9 protein-coding genes and 3 pseudogenes are annotated in these 16,992 nt (G+C 61.7%); 1 reads left to right on the top strand and 11 read right to left on the bottom strand.

The features are described 5' to 3' along the window. Window positions 1–25 precede the first annotated feature (25 nt). From JN403_RS02020 to JN403_RS01970, 11 genes and pseudogenes are all read right to left on the bottom strand, one after another. Window positions 26–1,203: pseudogene (locus JN403_RS02020) on the bottom strand (NAD(P)/FAD-dependent oxidoreductase). Between the two features lie 213 nt (window positions 1,204–1,416). Continuing rightward, window positions 1,417–2,796, bottom strand: a complete 1,380-nt coding sequence (gene dbpA, locus JN403_RS02015; protein ID WP_122625577.1) for an ATP-dependent RNA helicase DbpA — start codon at window positions 2,794–2,796, stop codon at window positions 1,417–1,419. An 86-nt stretch (window positions 2,797–2,882) separates the two neighbouring features. Beyond that, on the bottom strand, window positions 2,883–4,325 hold the full coding sequence (gene mdtD, locus JN403_RS02010; RefSeq protein WP_205484950.1) for a multidrug transporter subunit MdtD: 1,443 nt from the start codon (window positions 4,323–4,325) through the stop codon (window positions 2,883–2,885). Window positions 4,326–4,582: 257 nt separating this feature from the next. Next, window positions 4,583–5,908 (bottom strand): metallopeptidase TldD-related protein, encoded by a 1,326-nt coding sequence (locus tag JN403_RS02005; RefSeq protein ID WP_205487207.1) that lies wholly within the window; start codon window positions 5,906–5,908, stop codon window positions 4,583–4,585. Continuing rightward, window positions 5,908–7,349: pseudogene (locus JN403_RS02000) on the bottom strand (TldD/PmbA family protein). The gene JN403_RS02005 and the pseudogene JN403_RS02000 overlap by 1 nt, the downstream one beginning before the upstream one ends. Window positions 7,350–7,741: 392 nt before the next feature. Beyond that, complete coding sequence (gene betA, locus JN403_RS01995) at window positions 7,742–9,439, bottom strand: choline dehydrogenase (protein WP_240356782.1); 1,698 nt, start codon at window positions 9,437–9,439, stop codon at window positions 7,742–7,744. Window positions 9,440–9,588: 149 nt separating this feature from the next. Further along, window positions 9,589–11,061 (bottom strand): betaine-aldehyde dehydrogenase, encoded by a 1,473-nt coding sequence (gene betB, locus JN403_RS01990; protein WP_205484949.1) that lies wholly within the window; start codon window positions 11,059–11,061, stop codon window positions 9,589–9,591. Window positions 11,062–11,135: 74 nt separating this feature from the next. Next, entirely contained in the window at window positions 11,136–11,729 is a 594-nt protein-coding gene (betI, locus tag JN403_RS01985) for a transcriptional regulator BetI (RefSeq protein WP_122533875.1), read from the bottom strand. A gap of 199 nt (window positions 11,730–11,928) precedes the next feature. Further along, a pseudogene (choV, locus tag JN403_RS01980) lies at window positions 11,929–13,109 on the bottom strand (choline ABC transporter ATP-binding protein). After that, window positions 13,106–13,951: a choline ABC transporter permease subunit gene (gene choW / locus JN403_RS01975; RefSeq protein WP_205484948.1), complete on the bottom strand. Its 846-nt coding sequence runs from the start codon at window positions 13,949–13,951 to the stop codon at window positions 13,106–13,108. The pseudogene choV and the gene choW overlap by 4 nt, the downstream one beginning before the upstream one ends. A gap of 69 nt (window positions 13,952–14,020) precedes the next feature. Then, window positions 14,021–14,968 carry a choline ABC transporter substrate-binding protein gene (locus JN403_RS01970; RefSeq protein WP_205484947.1) on the bottom strand — a complete coding sequence of 316 codons (948 nt, stop codon included), beginning with the start codon at window positions 14,966–14,968 and terminating at the stop codon, window positions 14,021–14,023. Between the two features lie 475 nt (window positions 14,969–15,443). On the opposite strand from JN403_RS01970, the gene JN403_RS01965 reads away from it, so the two are divergent. Then, window positions 15,444–16,820, top strand: coding sequence for an L-serine ammonia-lyase (locus JN403_RS01965; protein WP_205484946.1), 1,377 nt, complete (start codon window positions 15,444–15,446; stop codon window positions 16,818–16,820). Window positions 16,821–16,992: the final 172 nt, after the last annotated feature.

The raw sequence follows: 16,992 nt of genomic DNA, 5'->3' as shown, positions 1-16,992 counted from the left end.
GTGTGAGCTTGCCTGCAATGAATGCTCAGACGTACTGCGCGGCCGCGTACGCCGAGGCCCAGGCCCACTGGAAGTTGAAGCCGCCCAGATGCCCGCTGACATCCAGTACCTCGCCGACAAAGTACAGGCTTGGTGACTTTAGTGATTCCATCGTTTTTGACGACACTTCACGGGTGTCGATGCCGCCCAGGGTCACTTCGGCCGTGCGATACCCTTCGGTGCCCGCCGGTACCACTTGCCAGCTCGCCAGTTTTGCGGCGATGTCGGCCAGTTCGGCGTGGGTGTACTGCTTCATCGGCTTGGACACGAACCATTGCTCGGCAATCAGGTTGGCCATTTTCTTGGTGAAAATCTCGCCGAGCAGCGTTTTCAGTTCGCTGTTCGGGCGTTCGGCCTGTTGCTCGGTCAGCCAGTTGTGGGCGTCGTGGTCGGGCATCAGATTGATTTCGACTGTGTCGCCGGGCTGCCAGAACGATGAGATCTGCAGAATCGCCGGCCCGCTCAGGCCGCGGTGGGTGAACAGGATGTTCTCGCGAAAGCTGACGTCGTTGCAGCTCACCAGGCAATCGACCGACGTGCCGGTCAGCTCGGTGCACAGCTCTTTCAACTGATCGGTGATGGTGAACGGCACCAGGCCCGCCCGGGTAGGCAACAGCGTGTGGCCGAACTGCTTGCCGACCTGATAACCGAAACCGGTGGCGCCCAGCGTCGGAATTGACAGGCCGCCCGTGGCGATCACCAGCGACTCGCAGCGCAGTTCACCCAGAGTGGTTTTCAACAGGTAACCAGTTTCGGTTTTCTCGATGCTCTGCACCGAGGTGTCCATGTGCAGGCTCACGCCGGCGGTGTCGCATTCAGCGAGCAGCAGGTCGAGGATGTCGCTGGACTTGTTGTCGCAGAACAGTTGGCCGAGTTTCTTCTCGTGGTATGGCACACCGTGCTTGCCCACCAGCTCGATGAAGTCCCACTGGGTGTAGCGGGCCAGCGCCGATTTGCAGAAATGCGGGTTCTGCGAGAGGAAGTTGGCAGGTTCGGTGTACATGTTGGTGAAGTTGCAGCGACCGCCCCCGACATGAGTATTTTCTTGCCCGGCTTGTTGGCGTGATCGATCAGCATGACCTTGCGCCCACGCTGGGCTGCCGTGAATGCACACATCAAACCTGCGGCGCCGGCGCCGATGATCACAACGTCAGTAACGGGCAAAGCGGTGTCCTCGGAATATCGGGAAGAAGATCGTGCCAACGCTCTGCGTTGGTATGCATACCGTGACGCTCGGCGTCACCCTAGGGCGCAGAGCGCCCGGCCCGGCGTTACCACGCAGAGCGTGGGAACGATAAGCTCACTTCTACAGGGGGTTGCACGGCCTTGTCGGAGTGAGCTTGCTCGCGATCAGGGGGCGACTCGGTACTGGGCGGATTAAAGAATCCGCACGCGCAACGATTTGCCCTTGATCTTGCCGTTGTTCAAACGCTCCAGTGCCTGCTTGGCCATGCCGCGTTCCACGGCGACGTAGGCCTGGAAATCAAAGATCGCGATCTTGCCCACCTGAGTGCCGGGAATGCCTGCTTCGCCCGTCAGCGCACCCAGAATGTCGCCAGGGCGCAGCTTGTCTTTGCGGCCGGAACCGATGCACAGGGTGGTCATCGGTGGCAGCAGCTTGCCGCCTTCCTTGCGCTCCAGCTGGTCGTATTGCTGCCAGTTGAGCGGCGCTTTCTGCAGTTCTTCAACGGCGCGGGCGCGCTGGCTTTCGCCGGGCGCGACGAGGCTGACGGCGATGCCGGTCTCACCCGCACGACCGGTACGGCCGACACGGTGAATGTGGATTTCCGAATCCCGCGCCAGCTCGACGTTGAGCACCATGTCCAGACCATCGATGTCCAGACCGCGCGCGGCGACGTCAGTGGCCACCAGCACCGAGGTGCTGCGGTTGGCGAACATCGCCAGCACCTGGTCGCGGTCACGCTGTTCCAGGTCGCCATGCAGGCCGACGGCAGACATGCCCTTGGCGGTCAGGTGATCGACCACTTCCTGAACCTGCTGCTTGGTGAAACAGAACGCCACGCAGGACTGCGGACGGAAATGATCGAGTACGCGGACCACCGCTTCGAGGCGTTGCTCTGGCGCGATTTCGTAGAAGATCTGTTCGATCTGGCTGTCGGCGTGGAGCGCTTCAACCTTGACGGTCTGCGGATCACGCATGAATTTCGAGGACAGCTGCTTGATGCCGACCGGGTACGTGGCCGAGAACAGCAGGGTCTGGCGACGCTTGGGCGTCTGCTCGATGATGTCGGCGATGGCGTCGTAGAAACCCATGTCGAGCATGCGGTCGGCTTCGTCCAGCACCAGCGTGTTGAGGCCGTCCAGCACCAGCGAACCCTTGCGCAGATGCTGCTGAATGCGTCCTGGCGTGCCGACGATGATGTGTGCCCCGTGCTCCAGCGAGCCGATTTGCGGGCCGAAAGACACGCCGCCGCAGAGGGTCAGCACCTTGATGTTGTCTTCGGAACGCGCCAGACGACGGATTTCCTTGGCCACCTGATCGGCCAGCTCACGGGTGGGGCAGAGCACCAGTGCCTGACAGCCGAAGTAGCGCGGATTGATCGGATTGAGCAGGCCGATGCCGAATGCAGCGGTCTTGCCAGAGCCCGTCTTGGCCTGGGCGATCAGGTCCATCCCTTTGACGATCACCGGCAGGCTCTGCGCCTGAATCGGCGTCATCTCGGCATAACCAAGGGACTCCAGGTTAGCCAGCATGGCGGCGGAAAGGGGCAGTGAGTTAAAAGCGGTGTTAGTCACGGGACGGGCCTGCAAAACAAAATGTCGCGCAGTGTATCAGGTCGCGACCCCTGCCTTGGGGCCGCGCGCGATAAATGGTGAGGACGTCACGCCTCGATCTCGGGCTCCGGTTGTGGTTTGCGTGCCGGTGCCTCGGGGGCCATGCGTGGCGACAGTTGCAGGAAGATCGACGCTGCCAGCATCGCCAGCACGCCGACACACAGGAAGGTCAGCTGGAACGCACCGAGCACGTCGCTGACTTGCCCCGTTGCCACATCGTCGCTGAATCCGCCCAGCAACGCGGCCGCGCAGGCGACGCCGAGACTCAACGACAACTGCGCGACCACCGACAGCAAGCTGTTGCCGCTGGCGGCACTGGCGTCATCGAGATCGATCAGCGTCACTGCGTTCATCGCCGAGAACTGCAGCGAGTTGACCCCTCCCAGAAACGCCAGATGAACCAGCAGCAGCCAGTACGGCGTGTCGGCCGTGACCAGCGCCATGCTCGCCAGCAGAACACCCAGCAGCAGCGTGTTACCGGTCAGCACGATGCGATAACCCAGTCGCTCGATGGCTTTGGTCGCCAGCGGCTTGGCGAACATCGCCGCGAGCGCCAGGGGAATCATGCTCATGCCCGCATGTGAAGGCGAGTAACCCAGCGCGACTTGCAGCATCAGCGGTAGCAGGAACGGCAAGGCGCCGCTGCCCAGGCGGGCAAACAGGTTGCCCATGATGCCCACCGCGAAACTGCGGGTTTTGAACAGCTGAGCGGAGAACAACGGCGCTTCTACGTGACTGGCGCGTAACCAGTACGCGGCGAGACAAGCCATGCCGCCGAACAGCAACATCACCACCCGCAAGTGCGGCAGGTCCAGTTCACCGAGACCTTCCATTGCAATGGTGATCAGCACCATCGACGCGCCGAACAAGCCGAACCCCACCAGATCAAAACGCGTCCGTCCGCCACCCTGAAGGTCTGGGATGAACTTGCGCACGGCGAAGCACCCGAGAATCCCCACCGGCAGGTTAATCAGGAAGATCCAGTGCCAGCTCAGGTATTCCACCAGCCAGCCGCCGACCGTCGGGCCCATCAGCGGGCCAAGCAGGGCGGGCATGGTGATGAAACTTAGAGTACGAACCAGCTCGGTCCGGGGGTAGGCGCGCAACACGATGAGCCGGCCGACCGGCATCATCAACGCACCGCCAAGGCCCTGAATCACCCGTGCGCCGACCAGCATGCCGAGGGAGTTGGACACCGCGCACAGCAACGAGCCAAAGCTGAACAGCAGGATGGCGCTGAAAAAGATGCGCTTGATGCCGAAGCGGTCGGAAATCCAGCCCGACGCCGGAATCAGAAGGGCGATGGTCAGCATGTAAGCGATGATCACCGACTGCATGCGCAGCGGGTTTTCCGCCAGCGAGCCGGCCATGGACGGCAGCGCGGTGTTAAGGATCGTGCCGTCCAGGCTTTGCATGAAAAAGGCGATGGCGATGACCCATGGCATCCAGCGCAGGGTGCGGGCGTCCAGCTGCGGGGTAGAGGTCGGCATGTGGATCGAGGGTCCTTGTGGGTTGCGGGAAACGGGCCAATTAATTCTCAGATGTAACTGCTGGGAGCACGGCCTCGGCAGAAGCTCTCACTGCTTGGAACGCTCAGCCTGCGGGAGTGAGCTTGCTCACGAAGACGCCCTGACAACCGCCCCATTTCTGCAGCCTGATTGCCAGCATTCGCGAGCAAGCTCGCTCCCACACACGCACACACACAGAGCTCAGTGTCTGCCCGCCAGCAGCCAGACAGCCCGATGCATTACAGCGTCAGCGTCAACCCGCTCAGCAGCGCGCCGGGCAGCAGACTCGAGGCGGTCTGGCGCTGACTGTAGGTGCTCGTCGACAGCAGGAGTTCCCTTTCTGTGGTCAGTTGTTCCAGTGCCGTGCCCAGCAGGCTGAAGATACTGTCGTCGAAGCGCATGGTGTTGACCGGCGCCTTGATCTGCCCGTCTTCGACCCAGAACGTGGCGAAGCGGGTCATGCCGGTGATGCGCCCGGCGGTGCGGTCCGAGAAATTCAGGTACCACAGGTTGCTGATGTACAGGCCCGTGCCCAGCGCTTTCAGCACTTCATCCAGCGCCAGCGAACCGCTCGCCATGCTCAGCGCGCTCGGTGACTCGCCCCAGCCTGCGCCGTTGGCGACAAGGCCGTATTCGGCGGCGCTGCGCGAGTCGATCATGCGATCCCGGGCCACGCCTTCGGCCACCAGCGACAGGTCCATGCGCGGATAACCTTCACCGGAAAACGCAGGGGACAACGAGCCGCTGACCTGCTCGCTCAAACTCACCAACGGATTCAGCGTGGCGTGGCCGTCGTACAGCCGCTGCAAGGGACTGGTCTTGTCGGCCAGCGACTGTGCAGAGAAACCTCCCCAGCACAGCATGCCGATGACTTCCTCCAGCGCGGCAGGCGCCAGGTAAGCGCGGTATTGCCCGGGGGCGAGGGCGTGCGCCGGGCGACCAAGAAACGCCAGTTGCTCACGGGCCAGGGCGAAGCGCCGCGCAAAGCCGTCGTCGGTCCACGTGTGCCCGGCGTAGTTGGCTTTCACTGCCTGCCCGTTCTGGTGGAACAGGCTCCAGTCGAAATTGAAGCTGTTGGCCTGGTGCCAGCCCAGCGCACCGCTTGAACTGGCGAAACCGCGATAGATCGGACCGGCCGCGTAGATGCCGACCAGATCCAGTCCTTCGCCCAATTGTGCGATCTGCTCGACCACATGTGCACTGTCTGGCAATGGCGTCTCTTGCACGTTGCTGCTCTGCCAGGCCTCTTCGTTCAGTTGCAGATAAGGGTCTTCCGGCAGCAGCGTCAGGGTCTCGCGCAGTTGAAGCAGGGCGTCGCTCAGGCGTTGTTGATCCACCTCGCCATCGCCCGACAGCGTAAGGCTCAGGTTGGCGTGGCGGCCAGCGGCGATCAGCTTGAAGGTCACGCTGGCTTGCTGGACATGGCCGGCCTGACGCACCTTGGCGTGGTTGAAACGTATGAAGTCCGACGCTTCGGCGTCGTAGCTCAAGGTGTAACGCTCGTCGGCGGTAACCGCCCCGTGCAGCCATTCCGCCAGGGCCTTGAATTGCGCTTGATGGGACATCATGCGTCACCTCCGAAAACATCAACGCTCGCGAACACGCAAGCGGGCGAGGCGTGCCCCACGCGGATCACTTGATTGGGTTCACCTTTGCCACAGTTGGGCGTGCCGAGGACCTTGAAGGTACTGGCGTCGCCGACCGCGCTGAGGCTGCGCCAGAACTGCGCGGAGATCGCGCGGTAGTTCGGGTTTTTCACCACGCCCTTGAGCTCGCCGTTCTCGATCAACTGGCCCCACTCGCAGCCGAACTGGAATTTGTTGCGCGCATCGTCGATCGACCAGGAGCGGTTGGTGCTCATCAAAATGCCGTGCTCGATGCCGCCAATAAGCTGCGCCATCGACTTGTCGCCTGGCTCGATATTGAGGTTGGCCATGCGGTCGATGGGCGCGCGGTTCCAGCTGGACGCGCGGCTGTTGGCGACGCCTTCCATGCCGCTGCGGTATTGCGACAGCGCGCCGCCCAGAGGCCTTACCAGTAAGCCGTCCTTGATCAGGAATTGCTTGCTCGCCGGCGTGCCGTCGTCATCAAAGCCGTAGCTCGCCAGTTGCTCGGGGATTTCAGGATCAAAGGTCACGTTGAGCAGGCTTGAGCCGTATTGCAGGCTGCCGAAGTCGCTGGCTTTGACGAAGCTGGTCCCGGCGTAGTTGCGCTCATCGCCGAGGATGCGGTCGAGCTCCAGCGGGTGGCCGATGGATTCGTGGATTTGCAGGGTCATCTGGTCGGGCGTCAGCAGCAGATCACTCGGGCCGGAGGGCGTGTTCGGGGCCATAACCAGTTGCAGGGCCTGATCGGCGACGCTGACGGCCGCGCCAATGATCCCGCACGACGCGATGACTTCCGCGCCGCCTTGCTGGCCGAAATTCTCGCGGCCGAGGCTGCGGGTCTGGCTGTCCAGGCCGTCGTAGGCCGTGACGGTCAGGCCAGGGAAGACGAAGCGCTGGGCCTGACGGATTTCGGCACCGAAGTTGTTCAGGTAAATCTGCTCGACGTTCTCAAGCCCCAGGCTCACCTGCCAGTTGACCAGACGTTCGTCCCTCGGCACCGACGCCGATTCGGCGTTGAGCAGGGCGTAGCAATCACTGAGCGATGGAAACGCATTTTGCAGATTGGGCGAAAGGTAATCGGCGTGGGCGGTGGCGACAGCATGGTCGCGCAGGTCAAGGAGCGAATGCGGGGCCAGTTGCCGCGCTTGAGTTTCCGCCTGATCCAGCGCCGTTTGAAGTCCGCGCTGGGAGATGTCGTTGGTGGCCGCGTAGGCTTCGACACCATTGACGCGCACGGTCAGCATCGCGCCCTCGTCGATGCTGAGCTGTGGCGGCTCGGCGACGTTCTTGCGCACCGACAGATGCTGGCTGGTCTGTTTGACGTAACGCAGGGAAAAAACGGGGCGCTGCTCTGCAGGGCGGCGAAACGCTGCTTGAGCTGAGCGGAAAAGTCGAACATGCAGGAAGGCTCCTTGACGATTCGGACAGGCAACGGCCCGAATCATAGCGCGGATGGTCACTGCAGCGGGGGAGGGAAGGACAACGCGCGCAACGCGCCATTGTGGGACCGGCTTTAGCCAGGAATGCGTCAGGTGTCACACCGCAAAATCGAGGGTGTATCCACCGGCCTCTTCCCGGCTGAAGCCGGTCCCACTGACAAATCGGCGCCGCAAATGTATCTGCTGGCAAATGGACTGTGGGAGTGAGCTTGCTCGCGAAGAGGTCGGCACATCCACTGAATCTTCAGCGGCTGAAATGCCTTCTTCGCGAGCAAGCTCGCTCCCACATGGACCGGGTGTGCTGGACGATTGCACAGCACTCCCGGGGAGCCTGCTGCAGTAACGGCGGTGATTACTGCGCCAACGGGCCCACTTCGCGCATCGGCTTGCCACGCACTGGCGCATCGCCTGCGACGTAGTAATCGGCAGTGCTGCGCGGCAACGGGGCGCGGCCGCGGATCTTGTCGGCAATCTTCTCGGCCATCATGATCGTTGGCGCGTTGAGGTTGCCTGTGGTAATCAGCGGCATGATCGACGCATCCACCACACGCAGCCCTTCCATCCCGTGCACACGGCCCTGACCGTCAACGACCGCCATTTCATCGGTGCCCATTTTGCACGAGCAGGACGGGTGATACGCCGTCTCGGCGTGCTCACGGATGAACGTGTCCAGCTGCTCGTCGCTTTGCACGTCGATGCCCGGGCTGATTTCGCGGCCACGGTATTGGTCCAGCGCCGGCTGCTGCATGATTTCGCGTGTCAGACGAATGCCATCGCGGAATTCCTGCCAGTCCTGCTCGGACGCCATGTAGTTGAAAAGAATGCTCGGGTACTCGCGCGGGTTCTTCGACTTCACCTGCACGCGACCACGGCTTGGCGAACGCATCGAACCCACGTGCGCCTGGAAACCGTGCTCCTGCACGCCCTTGCTGCCGTTGTAGTTAATCGCGACCGGCAGGAAGTGGTACTGAATGTTCGGCCATTCGAATTCCTCGCGCGAACGAATGAAACCGCCCGCCTCGAACTGGTTGCTGGCGCCGATCCCTTTACCGAGGAACATCCACTCGGCGCCGATGGCTGGCTGGTTCCACCACAGCAGCGACGGGTACAGCGAGACCGGCTCTTTGCATGCGTACTGCAAATACATTTCCAGGTGGTCTTGCAGGTTCTCGCCAACGCCCGGCAGGTCGTGAACGACTGGAATGTCGAGCTTCTTCAGCAGCGGCGCGGGGCCGACGCCGGAACGCTGCAGGATCTGCGGCGAAGCAATGGCGCCGCCACACAGCAGGACTTCCTTGCGAGCGCGGGCTTCAATGCGGGTGTCGCTGTCGCCCACCATGTAGGCCACGCCGACGGCGCGCTTGTTGTCGAACAGAATCCGATCGGTCAGTGCGTGAGTGACGATGGTCAGGGTCGAGCGCTTCTTCGCTTCGTCCAGATAGCCACGGGCGGTGCTGGCGCGACGGCCGAACGGCGTGACGGTGCGGTCCATCGGGCCGAAACCTTCCTGCTGATAACCGTTGAGGTCGTCGGTGCGCGGATAACCGGCTTGCACGCCTGCTTCCACCATTGCGGCAAACAGCGGGTTATTGCCGGCTTTAGGCGTGGTCACGCTGACCGGGCCTTCGCCGCCGTGGTAGTCGTTCGGGCCGATGTCGCGGGTTTCGGCCTTGCGGAAGTACGGCAGGCAATCGAGGTAAGACCAGTCTTCAAGCCCCGGGTTTTTTGCCCAGCCGTCGTAGTCCATGGCGTTGCCGCGGATGTAGCACATGCCGTTGATTAGCGAAGAGCCACCCAGGCCCTTGCCGCGACCGCATTCCATACGGCGGTTGTTCATGTGCGGCTCTGGCTCGGTCTCGTAGGCCCAGTTGTAGCGACGGCCCTGCAGCGGGAACGCAAGCGCGGCCGGCATCTGCGTGCGGAAGTCGGCGCGATAGTCCGGGCCGCCTGCTTCAAGCAACAGCACAGTGACGCCTGCGTCTTCGGTAAGACGGGCTGCCAGGGTATTACCGGCCGAACCGGCGCCGATGATGATGTAGTCGTATTCCAAGATAAATCTCCTTGGGAGTTGCAAGCGTCAAGCCTCAAGCTGCAAGAAAAAGCAGCGAGACGGCGCCTGCGAGATTGATGGGGTGAGCGGCAGACCAGGACTGCAGTTGCTTTGTCTTGAGGCTTGCCGCTTGCCGCTTAAAACTGCTTCTAGAACACCGACGCGTAGTCGCCCAGCTCGACCTGCACAGACTTGATCCGGGTGTACTGCGCCAGCGAGCTGATACCGTTTTCCCGGCCCACGCCCGACTGCTTGTAGCCACCGACCGGCATCTTCGCGTCGGACTCGCCCCAGGCGTTGATCCAGCAGATACCGGCTTCCAGTTGATGAATCACGCGGTGCGCGCGGTTCAGGTCCTTGGTCACGATGCCCGCAGCCAGACCCATCTCGGTGTCGTTGGCGCGGCGGATCACTTCTTCTTCGCTGTCGTAGCTGAGGATGCTCATCACCGGGCCAAAGATTTCCTCTTTGACGATGGTCATCTCGTCGGTGCAGTCGGTGAACACGGTCGGCGCGACGAACGCGCCCTTGCCCAGCTCGCCTTCGGTCAGACGGTCGCCGCCGATCAGCAGGCGCGCGCCTTCTTCCTTGCCCTTGTTGATGTAGCCGAGCACGTTTTCCATGTGCGCGAAGCTCACCAGCGGGCCGAAGTTGATGTTGTCGTCCTGGGGGTTGCCGACGCGGATGCGTTTGACGCGCTCAAGGATTTTCGCTTCGAAGGCAGCTTTCAGGGCGCTCGGCACGAACACGCGAGTGCCGTTGGTGCAGACCTGACCCGAGCTGTAGAAGTTGGCCATCATCGCGATGTCGGCGGCGCGATCCAGATCGGCGTCGTCGAAAATGATCAACGGGGACTTGCCGCCCAGCTCCATGGTCACTTCCTTGAGCGACGAGCTTGACGCGCTGGCCATGACTTTCTTGCCGGTCTGCACGCCGCCGGTGAACGAGATCTTCTCAATGCGCGGGTGCTCGGTCAGCCAGCTGCCGACCTCGCTGCCGGCGCCCGTCAACACGTTGAACACGCCGTCCGGCACACCGGCTTCGGTGTAGATTTCGGCCAGTTTCAGCGTGGTCAGCGAGGTGACTTCGCTTGGCTTGAAGATCATCGCGTTGCCGGCTGCCAGCGCAGGGGCGGACTTCCACAGGGCGATCTGGATCGGGTAGTTCCACGCGCCGATGCCGACGGTGACGCCCAGCGGCTCGCGGCGGGTGTAGACGAATGAGGTGTCACGCAGCGGAATCTGCTCGCCCTCGATGGCAGGCACCAGGCCGGCGTAGTACTCCAGCACGTCGGCGCCGGTGACGATGTCGACGTATTTGGTTTCGGAGATCGCCTTGCCGGTGTCCAGGGTTTCAAGCTCGGCCAGCTCATCGTTGCGCTCACGCAGGATGTCGACGGCACGACGCAGAATGCGCGAGCGCTCCATGGCAGTCATGGCGGCCCAGATTTTCTGGCCTTTTTCGGCGCTGACGACCGCGCGTTCAACGTCTTCTTTGGTCGCGCGCTGCACCTGGGCCAGGACTTCGCCATTGGCCGGGTTGATGGCGTCGAAGGTCGCGTTGCTGCTGGCGTCCACGTAGCCGCCATCAATGTAGAGTTTTTGCAGTTCGAAACGGGCCATAAAATCCTCGAAGTAGTCTGGGTGGGTGACGACCGAGTGCGCCGTGCGCTGCCTTGGTCGTGGTGCCGGCTGCTTCAGCTCGGCGCTTTTGCCAGTTGAAAGTCCATGTACTCGTAGGCAATCCGTTGCGCTTGTTCGGTATCGAAGGCGTCGCCGGAAAGCGCGCCGCGCAGCCATAGGCCGTCGATCAAGGCCGCCAGCCCGCGGGCTGCGCTGCGTGCTTCATCCAACGGCAATGCGCGACGGAACTGGCAGCAGAGGTTGGAATAAAGACGGTGATCGTTGATCCGCTGCAGCCTGTGCAGCGAGGGCGAATGCATGCTGGTTGCCCAGAAGGCGAGCCAGGTTTTCATCGCCGGACCGTTGACCTGACTGGAATCGAAGTTGCCCTCGATGATCACTTTCAGGTGAGCCCGCGGGCTGTCGTCGTTCAATGCCCGGCGCCGCTCGGCGACGCTGGCGATCAGCGCATTCATCAAGTGGCGCATCGTCGCTGCGATCAGGCCGTTCTTGTCCTGAAAGTAGTGACTGATGATGCCGTTGGAGACCCCTGCCAGTTTGGCGATCAGCGCAATGCTGGCATCGCCCATCCCGACCTGATCGACCGCCGTGAGGGTGGCCTGGATCAACTGCTGACGCCGAATGGGTTGCATACCGACCTTGGGCATCTGTGGGGCTCCTTGATGTGCAGGGTGAACGTGAGTGGCTGGAAACGGCGTCCACTGTAAAGCTTTTTAATTGAACGTTCAATCAACAAAAAGTGAGGAGCGCGGAAAAGCAGCTGCAAGCCTTAAGCTCCAAGCTACAAGAGTCGAGCCGTGGCGGCCTTCTTCTTGCAGCTTGAAACTTGGAGCTTGCAGCTGCCTCTCAGCCGTGATTCTTGCCCAGCAATGCGTGGTACAGCTCGCTGTCGCCGAGGATGCCGACCAGTTGGTTGTTCTCCTGCAGCACCAGCTTGTTGCCGGTGTGGTAGCGAATCTGCAGGGCATCGCGCATGCCGATATCAGAGTGGACAACGGTGGGTTTGCGGCCGAGGGTTTCCACCGACTGGCCCGGTGCCCAGCTTTGCAGATCAAGGCTCGCGCCATGCTGATGGGCGCCGGTGATGGCGTTGCCGTCGGACAGATCAATCCATGTGTCGTCGCTCGGGTCCAGGCAGACCTGAGAACCGTTGATGCGCGTGCACTGGGTGATCGGGCGCATCAGGCTGCGACCGCACAGCACGTTGAGCGGGTTGGTGTGGGCGACAAACGTACGGACGTATTCGTCGGCAGGGTTGAGCACGATCTCTTCCGGCACGCTGTACTGAATGATCCGGCCGTCCTTCATGATCGCGATACGGGTACCGAGCTTGAGCGCTTCGTCCAGGTCGTGACTGACAAAGACAATGGTCTTGTTCAGCTTCTTCTGCAGCGCCAGCAGTTCATCCTGCAAGCCCTGACGAATCAGCGGATCGAGTGCCGAAAACGGCTCATCCATCAGCAGAATGTCGGCGTCCATCGCCAGGGCGCGAGCCAGGCCGACACGCTGCTGCATGCCGCCCGATAGCTCGTCCGGCTTCTTGTTGCGCCATTGGGTCAGGCCGACCAGTTCCAGCTTTTCGTCCACCAGCGCGCGCCTCTCTTTCTCGGGGCGACCCTGCATTTCCAGACCAAAACTGATGTTCTCGCGCACCGTCAGCCAGGGCATCAGGGCGAACTTTGAAACACCATCGCGATGCGCTTGGTGCGCATCATTTTCAGCTCGGCAGGGGTGCAGGCTGCGATGTTGATCTGATTGCCTTCGTGCTCGACGAACAGCGAGCCGCGGCTGACAGTGTTCAGGCCGTTGATGCAACGCAGCAGGCTGGATTTGCCCGACCCGGACAGGCCCATCAGCACGCAGATCTCGCCTTTGTTGATCTCCAGCGTAGCTTTTTCAACGCCGACGATCTGGCCGGTTTTCTTGAGGATTTCTGCCCGCGTAAGGCCCTGGTCCAACAGCTTGAGTGCCTCACGCGGGTCTTTGGAGAAGACGACGTCAACCTGATCGAATTTGATGATGCTCATGCGTCGGCCCTCACTTTGGCGTCCGGTTGTTTGCAGATCCGGTCGAGCATGATCGCCAGCAATACGATCGCCAGGCCCGCTTCGAAGCCCAGAGCGATATCAGCAGTGTTCAGTGCGTTGACCACAGGTTTGCCCAAGCCGTCAGCGCCCACCAGCGCGGCGATCACCACCATCGACAGCGACAGCATGATGCACTGGGTGATGCCGGCCGCGATGCTCGGCATGGCGTGGGGCAGTTCGATACGGGAGAGCAGTTGACGGCGCGAGCAGCCGAAGGCTTTGCCGGCGTCGAGGAGTTCTTGCGGGACATCACAGATGCCCAGATAGGTCAGGCGGATGGGCGCGGCGATCGCGAACACCACCGTCGAAATCAGCCCCGGTACCACGCCGAGGCCGAACAGGGTCAGGGTCGGGATCAGGTAAACGAATGTGGGCACCGTCTGCATCAGGTCGAGCACAGGGCGCATGCAGGTGTAGAACATCGGCTTGTGCGCGGCAATGATGCCCAGCGGCACGCCGATCACTACGCAGACCGCCGTGGCGAACAGCACCTGGGCCAGGGTCTCCATGGTTTCCTGCCAGTACCCCAGGTTAAGGATCAGCAGAAAGGAAACGATCACAAAGGCGGTCAGGCCCCATTTGCGCTGAATGAAGTGAGCGAGCAGGGCAACCAGGCCGATCAGCACGAAGGGGTTGAACCAGGTCAGGCCGCCGGTCAGGCCGTGAATCATGGTTTCCAGTGACGAAGCGATGGCGTCGAAGGTGCTGGCGCCGTGCTGCGTCAGCCATTCGACAAAGCCGGCGATGTACTCGCCCAGAGGGATTTTATGATCAGTCAGCATGGTGTCGGTTGTCCGCGTGCGGGATGAAAAGAGTGACAACAGGCGGGCGTTACCCGCCTGCCTGTCGAGTTACTTCGTCAGCTCGGCTTTTGCGGCTTCCAGGCCAGGTTTTCCGTCCACGGTGGTGACGCCCGCCAGCCAGGTGTCGAGTACTTGAGGGTTGGCCTTCAGCCACGCCTTGGCGGCGACCTCAGGCTTTTTCTTGTCGTCGAGGATATTGCCCATCAGCGTGCTTTCCATCGGCAAGGTGAACGACAGGTTCTTCAGCAACTGACCGACGTTGCTGCACTCGGTGGTGTAGCCCTTGCGCACGTTGGTGTAGACCGTGGCTTTGCCGAAGTCAGGGCCGAAGAAGTCATCGCCGCCGGTGAGGTATTTGATTTTGAAGCGGGTGTTCATCGGGTGCGGTTCCCAGCCCAGGAACACCACGTCGGTGTTGCGTCGCGAGGCGCGGTCGACCTGGGACAGCATCCCCGCTTCGCTCGATTCGACAACCTTGAAGCCTGCGTCTTTGAGGCCAAAGGCGTTCTTGTCGATCATGCTCTGGATCAGGCGGTTGCCGTCGTTGCCCGGCTCGATGCCGTAGATTTTGCCGTCGAGCTCTTTCTTGAATTTGACGATGTCGGCGAAATCGTGAAGCCCCTTGTCATACAGGGCCTGGGGAACGGCGAGGGTGTACTTGGCGTTTTCGAGGTTGGCGCGGACGGTCTCGACGGTGCCGGCGTCGCGGTAGGCCTTGATGTCGTTTTCCATGGTCGGCATCCAGTTGCCGAGGAAAATATCCATGTTCTTGCCATCGGCGAGCGACTTGTAGGTCACAGGTACGGAAATCATCGTGGTTTTGGTTTTGTAGCCCAGCGACTGCAGCACGACGCTGGTGACGGCGGTGGTCGCCGTGATGTCGGTCCAGCCCACATCGGAAAAATTGACCGTCTGGCAAGCGGCAGGCTCTGCAGCCTGGGCCAGGAGGGGAAGACTCAGCGCAACGCCCAGTAACAGCCTGTGTGAAGCTTTCATGTCGGACTCCTTTGGTGTTTTCTTCTCGGCATCAACCGCAGCTGATGCGTTTTCTGGTGTCGGCGAGTCAAGTTGGGAAAACAGCTCCATCACTGCGTCTGGCGATTGAGTCGACAACGATCATGTAACAGGGAAAAACAAACGCCTACAGGGGGCGTCGTATCCAGTACACAGGGAGTCGTATCCAGCATCAGTGACGTCGCTTACAGGTTTTTCCCTGCTCGCCGAATGATTCCCGGGACAAAAGCAGAGTGACGATACGGCAAAAAGTGCCGAAATCGGCAGCCGATCGTGCTCAGGCACCGGTAAAAGCAGAGGCGACGTTGGTGGGCATGGGTGAGTCGGTGTGAAACGCCGCCCCGCAAAACAAAAGGCTGATGATGCCGCCATCTCGGTGGATTGCTGCTTGAGCGTAGCAGCTCCATCGCCGGCCGCGCGGCGCGCCGGGAGCCCTGTTTTCGGAGGTTTGCGGTTAATGGCTATCAGCGTGTTCGACCTGTTCAAGATCGGTATCGGCCCTTCCAGCTCACACACCGTCGGCCCCATGCGCGCGGCGGCGCTGTTCGTTCAGGGTCTGCGCGAACGCGAACAACTGGGGCAAGTGAACCGCGTTGAAGTGCGGCTTTACGGCTCGCTCTCGGCAACCGGCGTCGGTCATGGCAGTGACAGCGCGGTGATCATGGGCCTGATGGGCGAATGGCCCGACGCAATCGATCCTGCGCTGATCGGCCAGCGCATCGCCGAACTGCGTGAAACCGACACATTGAAACTCAATGGCGATCACCCTATCCCTTTTATCTGGCAGCGCGACATGTTGCTCGTCGATGAAAACCTGCCGTTCCACCCCAATGCCATGACGCTGATCGTATCTAACGAGCACGGCGAGTTTCATCGCGACACTTACTACTCGGTGGGCGGCGGTTTTGTCGTCGACGAAGCCCAGGCCGCCAGTGGCGTGCTGGATCGCGACGAAACCGTGCTGCCTTATGATTTCTCCAGCGCCGACGAATTGTTGATGCTCTGCGAAACCCACGACCTGCGGGTGTCGCAACTGATGATGGAAAACGAGAAAGTCTGGCGCAGCGAAGACGAAATCCGCGCCGGGCTCATGCATCTGTGGCGGGCCATGCAGGCGTGTGTGGAACTGGGTTTGAAGCACGAAGGCATCCTGCCGGGCGGCCTGAACGTGCGTCGTCGTGCGGCGCGTCTGCATCGCAGCCTGCTGGAGCTGAACAAGCCGAACGTGATCGGCTCGACCCTAAGCGCGATGGAGTGGGTCAACCTGTTTGCGCTGGCGGTCAACGAAGAAAATGCCGCCGGAGGGCGAATGGTCACGGCGCCCACCAACGGCGCGGCGGGGATCATTCCGGCGGTGCTGCATTACTTCGTCAAATTCAGCGACGAAGTGAGCGAAGCCAACGTGGTCGATTACCTCTTGGGCGCGGCGGCTATCGGCATTCTGTGCAAAAAGAACGCGTCGATCTCCGGCGCCGAAGTGGGCTGCCAGGGCGAGGTCGGTTCCGCGTGCGCCATGGCGGCCGCCGGCCTGGCGGACATCCTGGGTGCCACCCCGGAGCAGCTGTGCAACGCGGCTGAAATCGGTCTGGAACACAACCTCGGCCTGACCTGCGATCCGGTGGGTGGACTGGTTCAGGTGCCGTGCATCGAGCGCAACGCCATCGCTGCGGTGAAAGCCATCAACGCCGCGCAAATGGCCCTGCGCGGCGACGGCCAGCACTTCATTTCGCTGGACCGGGTCATTCGCACCATGCGCGACACCGGCGCCGACATGCACGACAAATACAAAGAGACTTCGCGAGGCGGGCTGGCGGTCAGCGCCGTCGAATGTTGAGTCGGTAACGCCCGGTCTCGGGATAAACGCAGGTGCGCCCGTAGCCGCCTGCTCGCTTTTCGCACACGTCCTACTGAGCCCGCTACGTTTTGGCGCGCGCTCACTCTTGAGCTGGCGGGATGCCATCTGTATCCAAGGCCCATCACCGACGCTCGATCACTCTGTGCATCGG

This window comes from Pseudomonas sp. 15A4 (genome assembly GCF_016925575.1).
Lineage (GTDB): Bacteria > Pseudomonadota > Gammaproteobacteria > Pseudomonadales > Pseudomonadaceae > Aquipseudomonas.
Note: the sequence above shows the minus strand (reverse complement) of the source record. Positions and strands in the feature narration are given on the sequence as shown.

Coding starts and splice junctions, on each gene's coding strand:
- mdtD (WP_205484950.1), bottom strand. CDS start 4,325: ATGCCGACCTCTACCCCGCAGCTGGACGCCCGCACCCTGCGCTGGATG.
- JN403_RS02005 (WP_205487207.1), bottom strand. CDS start 5,908: ATGTCCCATCAAGCGCAATTCAAGGCCCTGGCGGAATGGCTGCACGGG.
- betB (WP_205484949.1), bottom strand. CDS start 11,061: ATGGCCCGTTTCGAACTGCAAAAACTCTACATTGATGGCGGCTACGTG.
- betI (WP_122533875.1), bottom strand. CDS start 11,729: ATGCCCAAGGTCGGTATGCAACCCATTCGGCGTCAGCAGTTGATCCAG.
- choW (WP_205484948.1), bottom strand. CDS start 13,951: ATGCTGACTGATCATAAAATCCCTCTGGGCGAGTACATCGCCGGCTTT.
- JN403_RS01970 (WP_205484947.1), bottom strand. CDS start 14,968: ATGAAAGCTTCACACAGGCTGTTACTGGGCGTTGCGCTGAGTCTTCCC.
- JN403_RS01965 (WP_205484946.1), top strand. CDS start 15,444: ATGGCTATCAGCGTGTTCGACCTGTTCAAGATCGGTATCGGCCCTTCC.